18 protein-coding genes are annotated in these 21,687 nt (G+C 37.4%); 13 read left to right on the top strand and 5 right to left on the bottom strand.

Going from position 1 to position 21,687, the window contains the following annotated elements; all coding sequences use genetic code 11:
- The first annotated feature begins 310 nt into the window (after positions 1-310).
- Together ACM40_RS07685 and ACM40_RS07680 are read left to right on the top strand one after the other, a co-directional pair.
- Positions 311-1,648, top strand: coding sequence for an amidohydrolase (locus ACM40_RS07685; RefSeq protein ID WP_048502234.1), 1,338 nt, complete (start codon positions 311-313; stop codon positions 1,646-1,648).
- Positions 1,649-1,847: 199 nt separating this feature from the next.
- Positions 1,848-2,756: an AraC family transcriptional regulator gene (locus ACM40_RS07680; RefSeq protein WP_083996810.1), complete on the top strand. Its 909-nt coding sequence runs from the start codon at positions 1,848-1,850 to the stop codon at positions 2,754-2,756.
- A 131-nt stretch (positions 2,757-2,887) separates the two neighbouring features.
- Here ACM40_RS07680 and ACM40_RS07675 read toward each other — a convergent pair whose 3' ends face one another.
- On the bottom strand, positions 2,888-4,315 hold the full coding sequence (locus ACM40_RS07675) for a hypothetical protein (protein WP_048502233.1): 1,428 nt from the start codon (positions 4,313-4,315) through the stop codon (positions 2,888-2,890).
- Between the two features lie 40 nt (positions 4,316-4,355).
- A complete protein-coding gene (locus ACM40_RS07670; protein ID WP_048502232.1) occupies positions 4,356-7,142 on the bottom strand; it encodes a TonB-dependent receptor in 2,787 nt (928 codons plus the stop codon).
- 192 nt (positions 7,143-7,334) lie between these two features.
- On the opposite strand from ACM40_RS07670, the gene ACM40_RS07665 reads away from it, so the two are divergent.
- From ACM40_RS07665 to ACM40_RS07620, 10 genes are all read left to right on the top strand, one after another.
- Entirely contained in the window at positions 7,335-8,012 is a 678-nt protein-coding gene (locus ACM40_RS07665) for a response regulator transcription factor (RefSeq protein ID WP_027379708.1), read from the top strand.
- Positions 8,013-8,058: 46 nt separating this feature from the next.
- The gene (locus tag ACM40_RS07660; protein ID WP_048502231.1) at positions 8,059-9,090 is read left to right on the top strand and encodes a sensor histidine kinase; all 1,032 of its coding nucleotides are present in this window, start codon (positions 8,059-8,061) and stop codon (positions 9,088-9,090) included.
- A 134-nt stretch (positions 9,091-9,224) separates the two neighbouring features.
- Positions 9,225-9,824 carry an IS1096 element passenger TnpR family protein gene (locus ACM40_RS07655; protein ID WP_048502230.1) on the top strand — a complete coding sequence of 200 codons (600 nt, stop codon included), beginning with the start codon at positions 9,225-9,227 and terminating at the stop codon, positions 9,822-9,824.
- 379 nt (positions 9,825-10,203) lie between these two features.
- A complete protein-coding gene (locus tag ACM40_RS07650; protein ID WP_048502229.1) occupies positions 10,204-11,550 on the top strand; it encodes an alpha-amylase family glycosyl hydrolase in 1,347 nt (448 codons plus the stop codon).
- 135 nt (positions 11,551-11,685) lie between these two features.
- A complete protein-coding gene (locus ACM40_RS07645; protein ID WP_048502228.1) occupies positions 11,686-12,126 on the top strand; it encodes a hypothetical protein in 441 nt (146 codons plus the stop codon).
- 254 nt (positions 12,127-12,380) lie between these two features.
- On the top strand, positions 12,381-13,130 hold the full coding sequence (locus ACM40_RS07640) for an SDR family NAD(P)-dependent oxidoreductase (RefSeq protein ID WP_048502227.1): 750 nt from the start codon (positions 12,381-12,383) through the stop codon (positions 13,128-13,130).
- A 119-nt stretch (positions 13,131-13,249) separates the two neighbouring features.
- The gene (locus ACM40_RS07635) at positions 13,250-14,044 is read left to right on the top strand and encodes a thymidylate synthase (protein ID WP_048502226.1); all 795 of its coding nucleotides are present in this window, start codon (positions 13,250-13,252) and stop codon (positions 14,042-14,044) included.
- 82 nt (positions 14,045-14,126) lie between these two features.
- Positions 14,127-15,446, top strand: a complete 1,320-nt coding sequence (locus tag ACM40_RS07630) for a serine hydrolase domain-containing protein (RefSeq protein ID WP_048502225.1) — start codon at positions 14,127-14,129, stop codon at positions 15,444-15,446.
- A 1-nt stretch (position 15,447) separates the two neighbouring features.
- Complete coding sequence (locus ACM40_RS07625; protein WP_048502224.1) at positions 15,448-15,678, top strand: hypothetical protein; 231 nt, start codon at positions 15,448-15,450, stop codon at positions 15,676-15,678.
- A gap of 11 nt (positions 15,679-15,689) precedes the next feature.
- A complete protein-coding gene (locus ACM40_RS07620) occupies positions 15,690-18,200 on the top strand; it encodes a M1 family metallopeptidase (RefSeq protein ID WP_048502223.1) in 2,511 nt (836 codons plus the stop codon).
- A 71-nt stretch (positions 18,201-18,271) separates the two neighbouring features.
- On the opposite strand, the gene ACM40_RS07615 is transcribed toward ACM40_RS07620, so the two are convergent.
- The 3 genes from ACM40_RS07615 to ACM40_RS07605 all read right to left on the bottom strand — a co-directional run bounded on the left by ACM40_RS07615 (position 18,272) and on the right by ACM40_RS07605 (position 20,009).
- Positions 18,272-18,625, bottom strand: a complete 354-nt coding sequence (locus tag ACM40_RS07615; RefSeq protein ID WP_048502222.1) for a cupin domain-containing protein — start codon at positions 18,623-18,625, stop codon at positions 18,272-18,274.
- Between the two features lie 18 nt (positions 18,626-18,643).
- Positions 18,644-19,063: a DoxX family membrane protein gene (locus ACM40_RS07610; protein ID WP_048502221.1), complete on the bottom strand. Its 420-nt coding sequence runs from the start codon at positions 19,061-19,063 to the stop codon at positions 18,644-18,646.
- Between the two features lie 154 nt (positions 19,064-19,217).
- Complete coding sequence (locus ACM40_RS07605; RefSeq protein ID WP_048502220.1) at positions 19,218-20,009, bottom strand: AraC family transcriptional regulator; 792 nt, start codon at positions 20,007-20,009, stop codon at positions 19,218-19,220.
- Positions 20,010-20,311: 302 nt separating this feature from the next.
- Here ACM40_RS07605 and ACM40_RS07600 point away from each other — a divergent pair, with 302 nt between their 5' ends.
- Positions 20,312-21,640: a hydroxymethylglutaryl-CoA synthase family protein gene (locus ACM40_RS07600; protein ID WP_048502219.1), complete on the top strand. Its 1,329-nt coding sequence runs from the start codon at positions 20,312-20,314 to the stop codon at positions 21,638-21,640.
- The last annotated feature ends 47 nt before the right edge of the window (positions 21,641-21,687 follow it).

The following is a 21,687-nucleotide window of genomic DNA, read 5'->3' as shown; positions in this document are numbered from 1 at the left end:
TGATCCGGTCTTTTTTATTTTTACACAAAAGGGCACAAAAGTTTTTTTACACTTTAGTTATTTTGAAGTTAAAAACTTACAGCAAAAAAGACCACTTAAGCTCTCTGAAAATCTCAAATACAGATGACTAATACTCGTCGGATCAAAATTCCCCTCCCTTGGAGGGGTGGCAAAAATTCAGAGAATTTTTGACGGGGTGGTTAAAAAAATTCTTCAGCACAAAAACTCAAATAAATTATACAGATATTGTAATAAACCATACACTTCATCCAAAGCTATTCTTTCTATTTTTGTTATAAATAGATTGGAAATGAAAACCCGTGGCAATACCATATCCCGCAAAGATTTTATAAGAAATTCAGCTCTGGCAGCAGCCGGACTTACTTTAATACCAAATAGTATGGCAGCATCCCCATTATTTGATCAAAAGAATATTTCTGAAAAAGGAAAATTAAGCCTTAAGAACGTCCGTTTGGAAACAGGGTTTGAATATGATGAAGAAGGAGAAGTAGTTGCCACTAAAACGGATCTGTTTTATATTGAAATTGAAAAAGGAAAGATCGTTAAAATAAGCCCGAACCAGCCGAATGGAAAAGCTCTTGATGCAAAAGGAATGCTGATGCTTCCTGCCTTTAAGGACATGCATATACATCTGGATAAAACTTTTTACGGTGATAAATGGCAGGCAGTAAGAAAAAGAACCGGTGGAGTAAAGGGAATGATTGAGCTGGAACAGAAAATTCTTCCTGAAATGCTGAAGAACTCAACATTCAAGGCGGAAAAAATGATTGAACTGCTGCAGTCAAAGGGGACTTCTTTTGCCAGAAGCCATGTCAACATTGAATCTACTTCAAAATTACAATCCTTAAAAAACCTTCAGAAAGCCTTAGAAAATAAAAAGAAAAGTTTCGGAGCAGAGCTGGTAGCCTTTCCACAACACGGTGTATTTTATACGGATTCTGTGCCCTATCTCAAAGAAGCGGCTCAAATGGACATAGATTTTATTGGTGGAGTAGATCCGTTTACGATTGACGGGGCTATTGAAAAAACGGTTGATTTTACAGTTCAATTGGCTTTAGACCATAAAAAAGGAATTGATATCCACCTTCATGAAACGGGCGAATCCGGCTTACAAACAGTTGAATATTTAATTAAAAAAGTCAATGAAAATCCTTTTCTGAAAGGGAAAACATATCTGAGCCACTGTTTTGTTCTGGCAAAATTAGATAAAACGAAACAGGAAGCAATGGCTGAAAAACTGGCGCAGGCCCAGATCGGAATTGTCTCTACAATCCCTTTTGGGAGTTTGGTCATGCCAATTCCAGCTTTGTATAAACACAATGTAACTGTATTGACCGGTAATGACAGCATTGTAGACCACTGGAATACTTTCGGGACCGGAAGCGTGTTGCAGAAGGCCAATCTGATGGCACAACTTTACGGGTATTCCACAGAATTTTTACTTTCGAGGAATCTGAAACTGGCCACAGCCAATATTCTTCCGCTTGATGATAAAGGAAACCTCCAATGGCCCAAAGCCGGAGATCAGGCGGATTTTGTACTGATGAATGCAAGTTGTTCTGCGGAGGTGGTGTCGAGGATTTCGGATGTGGAATCGTTGGTTTATCAGGGGAATGTGGTTTATTAGACCACCCCGTCAAAAATTCAGAGAATTTTTGCCATCCCTCCAAGGGAGGGGAATTTAGAGCCTACAAATATTAGTCATCATAGAAACCTAAGATTTCCAGAAGCTTAAGTGTTCTTCATTTTTTCAAAGCTTTTGAACTTAAAATAACTAAAGTGTAAAAAACTTTTGTGCCTTTTGTGGTAAAAGACGCCGGCCTAAGATGAAAATACCTCCATCCATTCAGATTTCCTGCATAAATTTTACTAATTTTAAAAGAAAATCAGACAGGGTGGGGCATACAGATCATTTTCCGGTTTTAGGAATTCAGGAGTTCAGTGAAAACCGGCTTCAGGGCTGTCATCTGCTGTTTAATGAACTGCATGGAGAACGTTCCATTGATGAACCCCACAAGCATGATTTTTTTATCATCAATCTTTTTGAATACGGAAAAGGCAGCCATACTATTGATTTTACGGAATATGAAGTAGGAAACAGCCAGATTCATCTTGTTTTTCCTGATCAGGTGCATCAATGGATGATTGAAGAGGAAACGGTAGGTTACCAGCTGATGATCAGCCGGGATTGGTTTGAGAGCTTTTTGCCTTTACTGAGATTCTCAGCGTCCTATTATCAGAATCATCCGGTGATCAATCTTTCCCAGGAGGCTTTTGAAATTTTCCGTTATGAATTTCAGGCTATTCAAAAAGAGATCGGCGGCGAAAATGTATTTTGGGAAGTGGTTCAGAAACGGAGTGAACTGATCGGGTTGCTGGTCAGCAAATCCGTGGAAGGGGCCTTCAAAGATTTTGAAAGGTATCATTCCAATCCTATTATTTCTAGGTTTCTACAGCTTATTGATGAGCATTTCAAAACGGAACGATTGGTTTCTTTCTATGCGGATAAACTGAGTATTTCTGCCAATTATTTAAATATCGTCTGCAAAAAGAACCTGAATGCTTCTGCTTCTTCTCTTATCCAGGACCGGATCCTGCTGGAGGCCAAACGTCTTTTAAAGGTATCTGAAATGTCTGTGAAAGATATTGTGTATGACCTGGGATTTTATGATCATGCGAGTTTTTCTAAATTTTTCAAAGCACAGACGGGAATGACTCCCTCGCAGTTTAAGTAGCAATTCGTGCAAAAAGCCACCGGAAAAATTCCCGATGGCCTTTTAAATTTGATATGAAGAAACTAGTTACTAAGCTTCAGAAAATGTTAATTTATTCAGAGCTAATTATGTATTGAATAGCCCGTGATTTATTATAAATTAAAGTTTGTCCAACCTGCGTACCATGTATCATTAGCATCCTTTACAGCTCCTCTGTAAGTTACCGGTGTAAACCAGCTTGCTAATTTAGCATGAGTAAATAAACCTCCTGTTAATAAAGGTGATCCTGAAGCAGGAGAGAAGTTTGGTGTAGTTCCGGCCGGAGCCCATGCATTGGTTAATTTTACATCAGCAGTATACGTTAGCATAGAATTCGCTCCTGTATTGAACCAGGTTGTAAGATCTGCTAAAGTATAAGGGGTAGGAGTGGAAGTAGATGGTCCGAATTTTAAAGGAGTTGTATTTCCTGCTAAAATATTATTCTGGAAAACCAAACTGTTTCCTGTGATGTTAGCATCTGTAGGTGTACCTTTCGTAGCATCGATAAACAAACCAACCGGGAATCCTGTGAAAACAGAGTTAAATACTGAAATTGATGAATTTCTTCTGATCTGTAGTGCATTTTGGAAAAGAGAGTTGATTGATCCTGCATTGGTTGCTGTGGCAGAAGAGTTGATTGGCCCAATGATCGTCATATTTGAAAAAACAGCAGATGTTTTCGGTGTTAGAGTAGAACCGTTAGCATCATTGTCAGATTCAAATCCATTAGAGCCTGAAACGTCAGCAACCTGAGGATCTCTTACAGCAATACCAAATTGGATTTTTCCTGAGAAACCGTTATCTGTATCGAAATCATCATCAAGACCTTTGTAAGAAATAAGGTGAGAACAGTTTACCGTTCCTCCGAACCACTCAAAGCTGTCGTCGTTGGCATAAGCAACTTCTACATAATCTACTGTAGTTCCGCTACCTACACCTCCAAATGTAATACCGTTGATTTCTTTATCCGGTAAGAATGCATACCCCGCATATTCTACTCTTACATATTTTAATATACCACTATTATCTGCAGCATTGGTTCCTCCGTAAAGTCCAAGACCTTCAGTGTTATTGATACCCCCTTCGATCTCACCAATTCCGGCCTGTCCATTGAAAGAAGCATTGGTAGGAGCTGCTCCAAGGATTACCAGACCTGCCCAGTCACCTCTTTTAGGACTTGGCTTCTCTGAAGTAAAGATGATTGGGTTGCTGGCAGTTCCTTCCGCCATGATTTTACTTCCTCTTGTAATAATTAATGACCCGTTTTTATCGGCCTCACCTACAATTTTTGTTCCAGGCTCAATCGTTAACGTAGCCCCGTTAGTTACATATACTAGTCCTCTTAACTTATAAGTATTATTAGCTTTAAGCGTAAGATTCGATGTTATCTTTCCTGAAAGAATTAGGTTTTCAGTATTTCCTCCTCCTCCTGAGCCACCATTTTGAACGATAGTTTCACCATCTTCTTCTATATTTCTACATGCGGTAATAGTCGTTGCTAATGTACCAAGCATTAAAGAGTATAAAACAATTTTTTTCATGTTATAAAGACTTATTTTATTAGATTAGATTTTGATTAAATTAAAAGCTGTATCCAAGAGTTAAACTGATGTTAGTTCCTGTTACTCTGTCTATAGCAAGTGCATCGGCACCATCATATTTTTTGTTATTATTAAGGTCATGATAGAACTTGGCATGACGGTTAAGGATGTCCGAAACGTTAAGTTTGATCTCTCCTTTATTCTGCCAGATCTTTTTGGCCACCTGGAAATCAAGAAGCGGTCTTGGAGCCTCCCAGATTGGTGGAACCTGATCATTTCCTACATAAAGGATTCTTCTTCCGATCATGTTGAAAAGTACTGTTGAAGTCCATCCCGTTTTTTCAGCATCATACTGAAGACTTAAGTTCACGGTGTATGGAGACTGTCCCTGCATTGGTCGGTCTGTTTTAGTAGCTTCGTCAGTTACTCTGTTTTTAATGAGAGCGAAGTTTCCGCCAAAAGTGAAGTTTTTAAGGGCACTTACGAAATCAAGTTTCTTTCTGAATTCAAGCTCAGCTCCATAAGCATCCGCTTTATCTACGTTCAGGTAATTAAATGTATTACTTGTTCCTACACCGGATTGGTTGAAGTATAATTCAATAGGATTTTTAAAGTTTTTATAGAAACCTGCAACGGAAACAATTTCTCCATTTCTCGGGTACCACTCCCAACGAAGGTCTGCATTGGTAATTTTAGTTCTTTGAATAAACTTATTACCGATTACAGTTGCTCCCAGATCAAAATCATAGTACGCTAACGGTGAAACCTCTCTGAACTCAGGTCTTACAACAGTCTGTGAACCGGCAACACGAATGTTCATGTTGTTATTAACCTTGAATGTCAGGTTAAGCGCAGGTAAAAAGTCAGTAACGCGGGTGTTTACAAAACGGTCATCACTTCTTTTTGTACTTCCTACCAATTGATCAAAGTTTTCAACTCTTAATCCCCATACTGCTCTGAACCACGGTGCAAAATTATTGTCAAACTGTAAATAACCTGCATTTAGAATCGTATTGGCGATGTATCTGTATTGGTTACCTGCAATTTCATCGAAAGTAAATTTGTTTCCGTCTGTTCCAAAATTTTCAGGGTTGAAAATAGTTTCAAAAGGCTGTGAAAGCAATCCCTGATTATATCCTGAAAGTCTTACTGAGAATGGTCTGGAATTGTAAATTCTATCTTTAACCTGGAATAAATATCCTCCTTTTACCGTTTGTTTTTGTCCGAACATTGTAAAAGTCTTGGATAAATCTCCTCCTGCATTATATAAATAATCGCTCAGTGTAGAATAAAATACACTTCCTGATTTTTGTGAAAGCCCGTTAGAAATCAAAGCCAGATAAGGACTACCTGTCATGTCAGGATATTGGTTATATTGTAAACGTTGCAATAATGGAATGTACTGATCCAGAATACCGAAACTACCATACCAGTTTAAAGTAAGACCTCCAAGAGCGTCTATTTTATGAGTACCGTTAAGCGTTGAATTATAGAAAGTTGTTTCCTTAAACCCAATTTCTCTAGCCATAATATTCGTTCCGTTAATAGGATCGAATTCAAAGTCCTTTCCTGTTCTGAAAGACATATGGTTTACCGTGTTATTGGTAATGATGTTTTTCAGGGAAATTTTATTATTGCTGTTCAGTTTTAAAGTAAGATTTAGCAAACCACCCAGGATAATATCATTTTGATATTTTTCAGTATAATAATCGAAGTTCGTATCGGCAAGCTGGTCATTGATCGTAAAGAAACGGTTTTGAGACTCGATCCTTCTTTTGTTGTTACTGTAATTAAGAACTGCAATAACGCCTAAATCTTTTCCGAAGATCTTTGTATTGAAACCTCCATCAAGTTGTAAGCTTACATTCTCAGGATATCCAATACTGTTATAGCCCAGATTCTTCACATATTGCTTACCGATGGCAGTTTTACCTGCTTCATCCAAAATACCGAAGGCATTTTTTGCAGGCATATCAGAAGGAAGTTTTCTATATCCGTCATCAATACCAAGGAAATCCCATTTTCCGCCTTTCTGCATACGGAATTCCTGCCCCATTGTAATAGAGTTTCCTCCAACACCTACCTGAATATTGAAAAAGTTTTTGTTTGGAATATCTTTAGTATTTACCTGGATCAGTCCTCCTGCCCATTCTCCACTGTATTCAGGGATGAAAGTCTTATTAATAACAAGTGTTTCAATAACGTTGGCTGGGAAAAGGTCAAAAGAGAAAGTTTTTCTGTCAGGCTCCGTACTGGATAACTGAATACCATTCAGCATAGCCTGGTTATAACGGTCTGATAAACCTCTTACCACAATGTATTTTCCATCTGCCAGACTCACACCCGAAACTCTTTTCAGAACTTCCCCTGTGTTTCTGTCCGGGCTTCTTTTAATGGCTTCAACACCAATTACCTGAGAAACGACACCTGAATTTCTTTGCAATCCAATGGTAGAGGCTATCGTTTCTTTTCTTGCATTGGATTTTATAACAACCCCTTCAATTTCTTTAGTGGATGGTTTATTCAAAACAATATCAAGATGGGTATTTGCATCATTTTTTATAGTAACCTCACTGATCTCTTTTTTGTTGTATCCGTTGGAAGATACCGTTATAACATAGTTGGTTCCCGGTGACAGATTGATAGAGTAGTATCCTGAAATGTCTGTTACTACTTCCTGATCATTTACTTTTACCTTTACCCCTTCTATAGGATTGTTGTCTTTCTCATCCAATACCCTGCCTTCTAAAACCTGACTTTGTGCAAAAGCATAGCCGGCAGAAAACAAAGCAAGTAGCATAATGCTCTTGTGGAGTTGTTTTTTCATTTTACTTTATCTTACTAGATTCTTTCGGTGCAAAGGAATAAAAGATAAGTGGGGTAAATGGTTTAGCGAATTTTAATTTTTTTTTAACTAAACATTAAGAAAAGGATATTATTGTTAACTTTATGTGAACGATAATACATTTGTTCATCTGTGCTTTAAAATTTATTAACTTTGACTCAGTAAAAATTTAAAATGAACCAAAAGAAAATACTCTTAATAGACGATGAACTGGATATTTTAGAGATTCTGTCTTACAACCTGGAAAAAGAAGGCTATGATATCTATACAGCCACAAACGGTAACGAAGGTATAGATAAAGCTAAAGAGATTATTCCCGATCTTATCCTGCTGGATGTGATGATGCCCGAGAAAGATGGTATTGAAACTTGTCAGGAGCTTCGCAAAGTAAAAGAGCTGCAGAAAACACTTATTGTTTTTCTTTCTGCCAGAAGTGAAGAATTTTCCCAGTTAGCAGGATTTCAGGCCGGTGCCAATGACTATATTGTAAAGCTGATCAAACCGAAAATTCTTATCTCTAAAGTAAATGCTTTATTACAGCTGACTTCTCAGGTTTCAGATAATGCCAAGCTTATTGAGATCGGGGATCTGGTAATTGATAAAGACAATTTCAGGGTTTCCAAAAGCGGACAGCAGTTTCTTCTTCCTAAAAAAGAGTTCGATTTACTTTATCTTCTTGCTTCAAACACTGAAAAAGTATTCAAAAGAGAAGAAATTCTTGAAAAAGTATGGGGCAATGACGTGATCGTTGGAGAAAGAACTATCGATGTCCACATCAGAAGATTAAGAGAAAAACTTGGAATCAATACCATCCAGACATTAAAAGGAATCGGTTATAAGCTTATCGTTTAATAACTTAAATTCCTATCTTTACATAAACCTATAAAAACTTGTAAAATTGAAATTTTACAGACTTACACTCGTCGCCTCGTGTCTTCTGACACTGGTGATGTTTCTTTTAGTAATCATTTTCGATTCACTGAAGGATATCTATTACCAGACCCCTTTTTTTAAAATCGGTCTTTTCACCTGCCTGGTTCTCATTTTTATGATCAATTACGTCGTTCTTGAGCTTCTCTTCAATTATTACGGGAAAAAGCAGGTCCGCGGACTTTCACAAATGCTTCCGCAGGAAATTGTTCACGACAATGACGAAAATATTACCATCAAGGAGTTGGGAGAAAGATTTTCTGATCTTAATCAGCAGCAGGTAACTGAGATCGACATGATGAAGGAAATGGAAAGCTACCGTAAGGAATATATAGGAAATGTTTCCCATGAACTTAAAACACCCCTGTTTTCCATTCAAGGATATGTGGAAACCCTCAGGGATGGCGGAGTTGACAACCTTACCATCCGAGACAAATACCTGGAAAGAATTGATAAATCGGTAGAACGGTTAATCGCGATCGTTACGGACCTTGATATGATCAACAGACTTGAAGCAGGAGAAATCAGTATTAACGTTTCAAAATTTGATGTTAACCTTTTAATTAAAGAAATTTTTGAGCTTCTTGAATTTGAGGCAGAAAAACATAATGCCACTCTCCAGATCCAGACCCTTCATCCCCAGATCTTTGTAGATGCCGACAAACAGAAAATTTCACAGGTTTTCATTAACCTTATTTCCAATGCTATCCATTATGCCAACAGGCAAGAAGCCAAAGTAGCCGTAAAAACCAGTGTCCTTAAAAATAAAGTACTCATTGAAGTGATAGATAACGGAATGGGAATTAAAGCAGAAGCCCTTCCAAGGATCTTCGAAAGATTCTACCGTGTGGAAACCAGCAGAAGCAGGAGAGAAGGAGGTTCCGGTTTAGGGCTGGCCATCGTGAAACACATCCTGGAGGCTCACAATGAAAATATTACCGTAGAAAGTGTCTATCTGGAAGGAACTAAATTCAGTTTTATGCTTGAAAAAAGTAAATAATTTTGGTAAAATGTAAGAAAAAAAAATATTTTAAAAAATCCTGAAATATTTTTTTGTCACATGTCATTTATTATATATTTGCAACAGAGATTTATCATAATAATTAAGGCAAAAAAGTAATTTAAGAAACTGATATGGTTTACAAGATCCGCGTAATATTAGATGCGAAAGAGGATATTTTCCGAGATATTGAAGTGAAGGGAAAACAATCGCTATGGAACTTACATTTGGGAATTAAAAGTGCGTTCAGTCTGCAGGGAGATGAGCTTTCCACTTTTAATATGCTGGAAGATGACGGGACGATAGTTAAAAGCGTTCCTCTGGAAGACATGAGTGACGATGGTGATGGCGAGATTATGTCGGATGTCTACATTGATGAAGCTTTTGAAAAAATAGGCGACAAGGCTCAGTTCCAGTACGGGCTTCTTGATCTTTGGGAGCTGTATTGTGAGCTTGTGGAGATTATTGAAGAAACAAAAGGAGTTAATTACCCTATTACAGTATATAGATTTGGAAACGTTCCATTAAAAGCTCCAAGCAGAAGCGGAAATGCTGGAGGGTCCAAAAAAAGATCGGCAATGCCACTTATGGACGATGATTTCAGCTTTGATGATGACTTTGGAGGAAACACAACTTTCGAAGATGAAGATGACGATAACTTCGATGACGAAGAAGAAGAAAACTACAACGATGATGTTTTCGAAGATGATGACGATAACGATGATGAAAGATAATAACATCTGAAAACAATATAGAGCCCTGGATTTTGTCCGGGGCTTTTTTATGTCAATAGTGAATTTTGCTACCCAAATGAATGGTGAATTTTTTAAAAACAGGAAACAAGCTTGAAGAAGCTATGCAGGTAGAATGTCCAATAGCTTAATCAGCGGCGAAGCCGCCATCATTTGCTTCCTTAAAATAAAAGGAATCAAACACAAGCTTTGCGTGAAAAAGGCATCCAATTTCCCATAACTCTTATAATAAACATCCACCATTTTCTTATTCACCTAAAAAAGTCTCCTGCGACACAAAATTCCTATTACCAATTCCCGTTTTCCCTCCACTTTCTACTCTGACAAAAAAACATTCCTTACTTTTGCTAAAAATAGATGAATGAAGAAATTAATTCTATTAGCAATAATTGGCCTGGGAATCGTTTCCTGCGCTACTCAAAATACGAAAAACACTATGGATCTGCCGAAGGAATGGAAGCACACGACCAATATTTATGAAGTAAACATAAGACAATATACACAGGAAGGAACATTTAAAGCATTTGAAAAAGAAATGCCCCGCCTGAAAAAAATGGGGGTAAAGACTCTTTGGTTCATGCCAATAACTCCTATTGCCCAGCAAAACAAGAAAGGAAGCCTTGGAAGCCCTTACGCAGCGTCAGATTATACCTCCATTAATCCTGAATTCGGGACAATGAACGATTTCAAGCATATGGTAAATGAAGCCCACCGTTTAGGATTCAAAGTAATCATAGACTGGGTGGCCAACCACACCGGATGGGACCATATCTGGACAAAAACACACCCTGAATTTTATCTGAAAGATCCTGACGGTAAATTCCATATTGCCTCAGGAATGGATGATATTATCGAGCTGGATTATAAAAATCAGGAAATGAGACTGGCCATGATCGATGCCATGAAATTCTGGGTGAAAGAAACCGGTATTGATGGTTTCAGATGCGACCTTGCCTCATGGGTTGAGGTAGATTTCTGGCAACAGGCACGTCCCGAAGTGGAAAAAATAAAGCCGCTTTTCTGGCTGGGAGAATTTGATGAAATCGAAAGCCCTGAATACGGAAAAGTATTTGATGCCAGTTATTCATGGAAATGGATGCATAAATCGGCAGATTATTATAAGAAAAATGAGCCATTGCAGGAACTTACAGATCTTTTAAAGCAATATTCGAATATCGGAGATTCTTCCATGAGAGCCTGGTTCACAGCCAACCACGATGAAAACTCCTGGAACGGAACAGAATACGAAAAATACGGAGTTATTACCAAGCCTATGGCTGTATTCTCGGCTACCTGGAACGGTGTTCCTCTGCTGTATTCGGGACAGGAACTTCCCAACACGAAAAGACTGGAATTTTTTGAAAAAGATGCTATCAAATGGACAAACAATTACCAGATGGCAGAATTTTACAAAACTTTGCTGGAACTGAAAGCATCCAATCCTGCATTAAGAGGAGGAGATGCCAACGTTTCCACGTATCTTCTGAATACAACTGCCAATGACAAGATCTTGGCTTATGTAAGAAAAAATGGAAAAGACGAAGTTCTGGTAGTCCTGAATATGTCAAAAGAGCCTGTAAACTTCACCATCGAAGATCAGAATCTTTCAGGAACTTTCCGCAATGTTTTCGACAAAACAAAAAGAGATTTTGACGGAGGAAAAAATTTCAGCTTCAAAGTTTCAGACTATGCAGTTTTTGAAAAATAGAGGGAAGGTTAACCCAACATGCTTTAATCTTTTAAAAATATTCAATAGGAGCGGGCTTTAGCCCGCTTTTTTATATACATTTGTAATAGGCTTTAGCCAAAATGTATAAGAATTATTTTACCGGAATTTCACCCTATGAACAAACAGGAATTATTAAACATCATAAAAACAAAGATCAATGACAAGATTCAGTCATTTGAAACCCTGATTGCAGAAACCAGGGCTTCTAATAATGATACCAAAAGTTCCATGGGCGACAAATATGAAACCGGCCGCGAAATGCTACAACAGGAAATCAATAACCTTCAGCGGCAGCTTAATGAATCTCTGAATCAACGATCCATTCTTCAGAAAATATCAGCTGAAGCCTCTGACAAAGTTCAGAACGGAGCTTTGGTAAAAACAGATAAAGGACTCTTTTATGTTGCCGTATCTGTGGGCGAAATTATTTCAGAAAATCAGAAAATCATGACAGTTTCTGCAGAATCTCCGCTTATTAAAGCAATGTCAGGAAAAAAAGCAGGCGAGACGTTTTCAGTTAATACGGTCTCTCAAACTATCCGGTCGATAGAATAGTACTATTTCGTCTGATCCGTAAGCAGGATTGTTTCCCCTTTTCATATTAGGCATTCAGCAAAATCCGACAAGATGTAATGTTCTATTGTTATTGAATTGTCAATTATTTTAATATATTGAATTAATTTTTAAATAATTTGGCATTATTGATGTAAAATTAAGAAAATTTTATTGTTAAAATTTCGAATACTATTGATTTTTGTGGTAAATTGAAGATAGTTATTTAAACAAAAAACATATTAAATTTTATCAATATGGGAATTTTAGAAAACAAAGTTGCACTGGTAACAGGTGCAGGTTCAGGAATCGGTTTAGCAGTGGCTCAGCTGTATGCTAAAGAAGGTGCAAAAGTTATCGTATCGGATATCAATGAAGAGCATGGTAAAAAAGCTGTAGAAAAGATTAAGTCGGAAGGAGGGGAAGCTTCATTTATAAAAGCTGACACTGCCAGCGCAGAAGAAGTAGAAAACCTTGTCAGAAAAACTGCCGAGATTTATGGAAAGCTTGATATTGCATGCAATAATGCAGGAATTGGCGGCGAAGCAGCTTTAACCGGAGATTATAGCCTGGATAGCTGGAGAAAAGTCTTAAGTATTAATCTTGATGGCGTATTTTATGGCTGCAAATATGAAATCCTGGAAATGGAGAAGAACGGAGGTGGAGTGATTGTCAATATGGCTTCTATCCATGGAAGCGTAGCTGCACCACTTTCTTCGGCATATACAACGGCAAAACATGCGGTGGTAGGGCTTACCAAAAATATAGGAGCAGAGTATGGACAGAAAGGAATCCGTTGCAATGCAGTAGGCCCTGGATATATTGATACCCCGCTTTTACAGGAAATGGATGAAGAAAAAAAGGAATTATTGGTAGGGAAACATCCTATAGGCCGTCTCGGTACTGCTCAGGAAGTTGCAGAATTAGTTCTATTCCTAAGTTCAGATAAATCTTCATTTATAACAGGAGGATATTATCTTATAGATGGTGGATATACTGCTGTTTAATAGAAAAATAACATCAGCCCTATACAAAGCATTCATGAAAATGAATGCTTTTTATGATCTGTGATAAGTGGAAATCGGTTAGTTTTTTCTAAATTTGAACCATAAAACCGCTTTCAGAAATGCAAAACTATCTAGAACTTTTACAGCATATTTTAGACAATGGAACAGATAAGACGGACAGAACCGGCACCGGAACCAGAAGTGTTTTTGGGTACCAATTAAGATATGACCTGTCAAAAGGATTTCCGATGGTAACTACTAAAAAAGTTCACCTGAAATCCATTATCTACGAATTGCTTTGGTTTTTGAATGGCGATACCAATATCAAATATCTCAACGACAACGGAGTGAGCATCTGGGATGAATGGGCTGACGAAAACGGAGATCTGGGGCCTGTTTATGGCGCGCAGTGGAGAAGCTGGCAGGGAGCTGACGGAAAAGTAGTGGATCAGATCACAGAAGTAATAGACCAGATCAAAAAAAATCCCGATTCAAGAAGGCTGATCGTTTCCGCATGGAACGCCGCAGAAATTCCAAATATGGCCCTTGCGCCATGCCACGCCCTTTTCCAGTTTTATGTAGCTGATGGAAAACTTTCCCTGCAGCTATATCAGAGAAGCGCAGATGTATTTCTGGGAGTGCCGTTCAATATTGCAAGTTATGCATTATTACTGATGATGGTTGCCCAGGTCTGTGACCTTGAAGTAGGAGATTATATTCATAGTTTCGGAGATGTTCATATTTATAATAATCACTTTGAGCAGGTAAAAAAACAACTTTCCAGAGAGCCGAGACCCCTTCCTGTAATGAAATTGAATCCAGAAGTTAAAAATATTTTCAGCTTCAGTTTTGAAGATTTTACTCTGGAAAATTATGATCCGCATCCGGGAATTAAAGCTCCGGTAGCTATTTAAACAATGAATATCCTGCCAAGAATGACTGTTGATATGTAACAAAACCTTATTTTTTATTACTTATCAGTTAAATCTTAAAGGGATGCTAAAAAAGTTACTTTTTCTTACAGCGATTGGTATTTCGGGTGCCGCTTTTTCTCAACAAAATATAAAGGAAAAACTGGGGAATTATTTCGATTCTCTGTTTGTTCATCATAAGGTAATGGGAAGTTTTGCATTTGCAGAAAATGAACGTCCGACTTTTGTGAAAGTAATTGGATTTGCTGATGTTGAAAAACAGCAGAAAGCCAATGTAAATACACAATATAGAATTGGCTCGATCAGTAAGACATTTACGGCAGTTTTGGTAATGAAAGCTGTTGAGGAGAAAAAGATTTCCTTAAATCAGAAACTTTCTGAATTTTATCCTGAAATTCCCAACGCAAGCAAAATTACAATCGAAAATTTATTGCAGCACAGAACAGGGATTCATAACCTGACCAACGAAGCCGAATACTGGCAATACAATACAAAACCTCAGACAGAAAGCAGCTTAGTTGATATCATCAAAAAATATAAAAGTGATTTTGAACCGGGTTCAAAGCATGAATACAGTAATTCAAATTATATTTTGCTGGGTTTTATTCTTGAAAAAGTATACAAAAAATCTTATGCTGAATTAATTAAAGCTAAAATTACAAAACGGTTAAAATTAACCTTAACGGAAGTTGGAGGAAAAATTGACACTTCAAAAGATCAGGCAAAATCTTACCAGTTTACCAACGGAAAATATGAAGTTTCCAATGAAACGGACATGAGTATTCCAATCGGGGCGGGCAATATCATTTCAACACCAAGAGACTTGCTGGAATTTATTCTAGGTCTTGAAAACGGAAAATTAATCAAAAAAGAAAATGTTGATAAAATGAAAAATTTTATTGATAATTACGGATATGGTTTGGTGAAAGTTCCTTTTGATAAATATTCCGGATTTGGTCATACAGGCGGAATCGACAATTTCAGATCAGCATTGTTTTATTTTCCGGATTTGAAAACTGCGGTGAGTTTCACAACCAATCAAGCCGATATGGATACCAACGAAATTTCTATCAAAATGGTAGAAACGGCGATAGGAAAAGATTTTAAAATGCCAAGTTTTAAAACCCTTGAAATTCCGGAAGCTGATTTGCAGAAATTTGTAGGAAATTATGCAAGTCCGGATGTCCCTTTAAAAATTAATATCTTTATCAAAGATAAAAAATTGATGGCTCAGGCGACCGGACAAGGTGCGTTTCCTTTGGAAGCAACTTCTGAGACGAGCTTTAAATTTGATATGGCCGGAATTGTTATCGACTTTTATCCTGCAAAAAAGCAATTCATAATCATTCAGGGAGGAACAAAAAATACCTTTACAAAAGAATAAAATGAAATATTTAAAAATAAATACCGAGCAAACAGTTGATCCGGAAGCATTAAAAAATGCAATTCTTCAAATGAAAGGAGTGATTTCTGTAGATATCATCGACGATGAAAACCCTGAAAGTGAACTGAAAAAAGCTTTTGCCAAAACAAAGGAACAGTTGAAGAAAGGAGATTATGAAACTCTGGTCAATGATATTTTTGACATCATAACAAAAAATAATTCTAAAAAATAATAAAGTAATCAATGAAAAAGGCGATTTTGTCCATTGCTATACTCGGGATTTTATTTTCCGCAAACGTATCAGCACAGACTGAAACTTCAGGAAGAGAAAAAGTATACAGAGCTACCCATACCAAAGTAACGGAACTTAAACATACCAAGCTTAAAGTAAATTTCGATTATCAGAAAGAGCAGATGAATGGTGAAGAATGGCTTACTGCTACACCTTTTTTCTATCCTTCCAACGAATTGACGCTTGATGCAAAGGGAATGCTTATTCATGAAGTAGCAATGGATACCAATGGAAAAAAATCTCCTTTAAAATACGATTATAAGGATGATGTTTTAAAAATCACCTTGGATAAAACCTATCAGAAAAACCAGGACTATACTATCTATATCAAGTATACAGCACGTCCGAATGAAGTAAAGCAACAGGGAAGTGCAGCTATTAATGACGCCAAAGGACTGTATTTCATTAACGCACAGGGACAAGATCCCGATATGCCTACACAGATCTGGACACAGGGTGAAACAGAATCTTCTTCCGCCTGGTTCCCAACCATTGATAAACCCAACCAGAAGACTACCCAGGAGATCTATATGACAGTTCCTGATAAATATGTGACCCTTTCCAACGGTTTGTTAAAAGATTCCCAGAAAGAAGCAAATGGCTTAAGAACAGACCATTGGGTAATGGACAAAAGACATTCCACCTACCTGTTTTTTATGGGAGTTGGGGAATATGCCATCGTTAAAGACAAATGGAAGAATATCCCGGTAGATTATTATATTGAAAAAGAATACGAACCATACGCGAAACAGATCTACGGAAACACACCGGAAATGATCGACTTTTTCTCTAAAAAATTAGGCTACGATTATCCCTGGGCGAAATATGCACAGATTTCCGGAAGAGATTATGTGAGTGGTGCGATGGAAAATACAACAGCGACACTGCATGGAAGTGATATCTTGCAGAAACCGGGACAGCTCATCGATGAAAATAAATGGGAAGATACCATAGCCCATGAGTTATTCCACCAGTGGTTTGGAGATCTGGTAACCGCAGAAAGCTGGAGTAATCTTACTGTAAATGAATCTTTTGCGAACTATTCAGAATACCTCTGGAACGAATACAAATACGGAAAAGACCAAGCAGATGACCACCTGATGAAAGATGTGAATATGTATCTTACAACACCAGGAAATTTTGATAAAAACCTGGTAAGATTCAATTATGACTCCCGTGAAGATGTTTTCGATCTGGTTACTTATCAAAAAGGGGGCGGAATTCTCCACATGCTGAGAAATTACTTAGGTGATGATGCCTTCTTCGCAGGCTTGAATGATTATCTCAAAACATATGAATATCAGAACGGAGAAGCCCATCAGCTAAGGCTATCCTTAGAAAAAGTTTCCGGGAAAGACCTGAACTGGTTCTTTAACCAATGGTATTTTGGAAACGGGAATCCGAAAATTAAATATTCTTACACTTTCGAACCTGTTAAAAAACAAATTGCTGTTGTCATTGAGCAAACCCAGGATCAGCCTTTCCAGTTTCCTCTGGCAATTGATGTTTATGATAACGGAAAACCAAAAAGATACAACGTTTGGGTAAACGCAACCGCAAAAAATACCTTTAATTTTGATGTTTCTAAAAATGCAGATTTAGTGAATATCAATGCAGACGGAATTTTACTGGCGGATATTACAGATACCAAAACTCCTGAGCAGAATCTTATGCAGTTTACCGGGTCCAAAGAATTTAAGAGCAGATATCTTGCTTTATCAGGTATTAAAGATCAGGTAGGAAAAAATCCTGCAGCTATAAAACTACTTTCGGCGGCATTAAAAGATCCGTATTTCAGAACAAGAATGAAAGCCCTTAAATTGATGGATCTTTCCAATCCTGAACAGATGAAAGCTTTAGGTGCAGACGTTGAAAAATTGGCTTCAAATGACCCGAAAACATTGGTTCAGGCTGCTGCTATTGCTGCATTGGCCAAAACCAAGGATAAAAAATATCTTTCGCTTTATGAAAAAGGGGTAAGTGCTGTTTCCAATGCTGTAAAAGGAGCTTCACTAAATGCTGTTTTAACGCTGGACCCATCAAAAGCCAATACATTAGCCGATAAAATTGATCTTGAAGGTGCTTCAGACGAATTATTGGGTCAGTTGCTTCCTGTCATTGTAAAGAATAAAGTGACCTCGCAAATGGCTAATATTACTTCATTAGTGGCATTCTATCCTTTCATCAAGTTCCAGAATCCCGAATTGGGAAAATCTGCGGAAGAAGGCTATAATTGGATCATGAGTTCGGATAATCTGAAAGCTACTGAAAACATTACAAAGATCATCAGCCATGCAAAAAGTCAAATGGGAGATAATCCTCAGGCAAAAATGATGATCTCTCAAATGCTTAAAGACGGTTTGAGTAAAAAAATGGAACTGTTGAGACAGAATCCTCAGAATGCTGTAAGCATCAACAAGCAGATTGATGCGATCAATAAAGCTATTGAAGATTTTAAATAAACAAGATCTTAAAATTACAGGAATATAAATAAGGCTGCCTCAAAAAGGGCAGCCTTTTTACGTTTATAAGCTTAAAGAATCTCTACTTCTTCCGGCACAATAAAAAGAATTGTACATCCCTTTTCAGATTTCACAGAATGTTTAAAATCAGGAGGAGTATACAGATAATCTCCCTTTTCTAGCTGGGCTCCTGCAATAGTTGCATCCCCTTCCATGATCAATAGTTCCTCTCCGGCAGGATGATTGTGATAAGGATAACTGGCTCCCGGATCAAATTTTAAAAGAATGCTGGTAGAACGGTTTTTCTCCGGATCAAATTTTAAAGATTTCACAAAAATACCTTCATAATGAATTCCTTTTTCAATTAAAGGTTGCCATTCTTTCTGTTCCGTTTTTACGATGTAATCGTAGATGTTGGTGTTCATGATGTATAAATTTAACTGTTATTGATGTAGAAATTGGTCTAAACTCCATTCATAGCGGGAGAAAGTACTCAGGAGAAATGCTCCGGCACTGAATGCGAAGACAGAATAATCCAAAGGCTCTTTAATGCCAAAAGAAATACCCATCGCAACCGCAAATAATAAAGTGAGAATAGAGGCGCACTTTGCTGTTCCTTTTACCTGATAACCTACAAGAAGCAAAATGCCAATTGATAATTCAGAAGCAGTAGACAATACTGCTATAACAGAGGCCCATGACTGAGGCAAAAATGAATTGGTTTCAGAAGTGTAATGAACAAATTTTTTCCAGCCTGAAGATTGAGCTCCCCAAAGATTCAGCCTGCTGGCTACAGCAGATAAAAATCCTGATGCCAAAGCTATCCTTAATAAAAAAACGGCGGTGTCCTGTTGAGTTTTCATACTATAATTTTTTAGAGCTTAATTACAGGTACAAAGTTCAGCGAAAACCGTTGCCTAAAGAATAGACAATTCCGGAAAAAGCATGTAATATTTAAATGCTGAAAGAAGAATAGGAATCCGAAAGTTATGAGCTTCTTTTACTCAAGCGAAAAAACTACATCTCTTTTACCGCCTTCTGGTAATCTTTTGGAGAATGGGAAGTATGTTTTTTAAAGAAATTCGAAAAGTAGAAAGGATCATTGAAGCCAAGCAGATAAGCGATTTCCTTTACCGTTAGTTTTTCATAGAGCAAAAGTCTCTTTGCCTCGGAAATAATAAGGCTGTAGATGACATTCTGAGCAGTTTTGCTGGTATGAAGTTTTGAAATCTCATTCAGTTTGGCTTCAGTGGTTCCAAGGAGATCAGCAAAATGAGATACCTGATAATTATTTTCAAAATTGTTTCTGATACTTTCCAGGAACTTTAAGAATAAAGCATCCGGTTTCCAGATTTCATCACCGTTGGCAATTTTACTGCGGTTGATTTCTACCAACAGCAACTCCACCAGAGAATGCGTAGAGATCAGATATTGATAAGGCTGCTCCAGAATTTCTTTTTCAATGGTGTTCAATGTTTCAGTGAAAAAGGCAGGATGTTGTATGGTGATCATTTCATTCATTCCGAAATGGCAAAAAAGTCCGTTGTGAAAAATAAGTTCAATATCACTGTCACTTTTACAGAAAAAGTCAAGCGTAAATTCCAGTGCAGTAAGTTCTCCATCCACAGATTTTAATTGATGAAACTGTCCGGAAGTAATGGTGATAGTTTGTCCGGTTTTCAGAATAAAGATATTTTCGTCAACCAGGATTTCAGCACTTCCGTTATCACACCAGAATAAAGTGTATCTGATGACCCGTCTTGGCTCAGGATGCCCCGCCTGATTAGAATATTTTTTTATTTCAATCATTTTTAAACCTATTAGAGAATAAAGATTCGATTTTGTATAAAGTGTTGGAAAACAAATTTATCATGGACTAAATTACAATGTTTAACTCAATTGATTATCAACAAAGTTATATTGTCAAAGAAAAATATCTAAATTCGTATAGATTTAAACAAAAATTTGATGAGGTTGTCTCAAAAGTAAATTATTTAACTTTTGAGCCAACCTCTTTTTTATGATTTTTGTATTTAAAATAGAAATTATGCCTGAGGATTGAGGGATTATTCAAACATCATTTTATAAATTCGTATAAAAATTTAGAATAAATGACTTTTGGAATTGAGGCAGCGGGCTATTATGTGCCGTCTTTGTATTTGGAAATCAAAGATCTGGCGGAGAAAAGAGGAATTGAACCCGCAAAACTGGAAAAAGGATTAGGATTGCATAAAATGGGGTTTCCCGATGTACATGAAGATGCGGCAACATTTGCAGCAGAAGCTTTATTAAAACTGATCAAAGATCATGATCTCAATCCCAAAAATATAGCCAGGATTTACCTGGGAACAGAAAGTGCTCTGGATGCGGCAAAACCTACAGCTTCGTATGCCATGCAGATGGTGGAAAAAGTACTTGAAAAGGAATTTGGCGAGAGATGCTTCAAAAACTGTGATGTGGTAGATATGACTTTCGCCTGCATCGGGGCAGTAGATGCTTTACACAATTCATTAGACTTTGTGAGAGTAAACCCGGACAAAAAAGCAGTGGTTATCGCCAGCGATTATGCTAAATACGAACTGGCTTCTTCCGGAGAATATACACAGGGTGGCGGTGCAGTTGCTTTGCTGGTTTCATCAAAACCCGATCTTCTGGAAATTGAAAACAACTGGGGAGTTGCTACTGAAAGTGTTTTTGACTTCTTTAAGCCGAGAAGGCATTATGATAAAAAAGACTTAAGTTCTGCACCGGAAACTTTCCCGGATAAAATTGAAATTTTTACGGATGAGCCTGTTTTTGACGGGCAGTACTCAAACCAGTGTTATCAGGACAGAATCAGGGAGGCTTATCAGCATTATAAGGAAATTACAGGAAAAGATAAGCCTTATGAAGCCTGGAGGTACCTTATTTTTCATTTGCCATATGCATTTCACGGTAAAAGGGTATTCACTGAAATTTACAGCATTGAAAACGGGCTTTCTTATGGAACTCCGGACGAGCAGAAGGCTGTTGCAAAATCTGAAGACTATCTGAATTTTATTAATGAGAAGATTGAAAGATCACAACGTGCATCTTCTGAAATAGGGAATATGTATACGGCTTCCATCTTTATGGCACTTCTTTCGGCTATACAGGTTTCATTTGATGAAGGAGAAGAACTGGCTGGTACTGAGATTGGCTTTTTAGGATATGGAAGCGGCTCGAAATCCAAAGTTTTTGCCGGAAAAATCTCAAAGAACTGGAAAACTGCAGCATCCAAATGGAACTTGTTTGAAAACCTGAAAAACCGAACTGCCATTGATTTTGAAAGCTACGAAAAACTGCACAGAAAACAGCTTGAGAATTCTGTTAATGAAAACTACAAAGGTTTCGGATTAAAATCAGTAGAATATGAAAATTCTGTGTTGAAGGGAGCGAGATATTATGATTATAAGGATTAGGCTTATTAGCTGAACATAAAAGCATTTCATTTTTAGGAATGCTTTTT

The sequence above is a fragment of the Chryseobacterium sp. BLS98 genome (assembly GCF_001045445.1).
In the GTDB taxonomy this organism is placed as follows: domain Bacteria; phylum Bacteroidota; class Bacteroidia; order Flavobacteriales; family Weeksellaceae; genus Chryseobacterium.
Note: the sequence above shows the minus strand (reverse complement) of the source record. Positions and strands in the feature narration are given on the sequence as shown.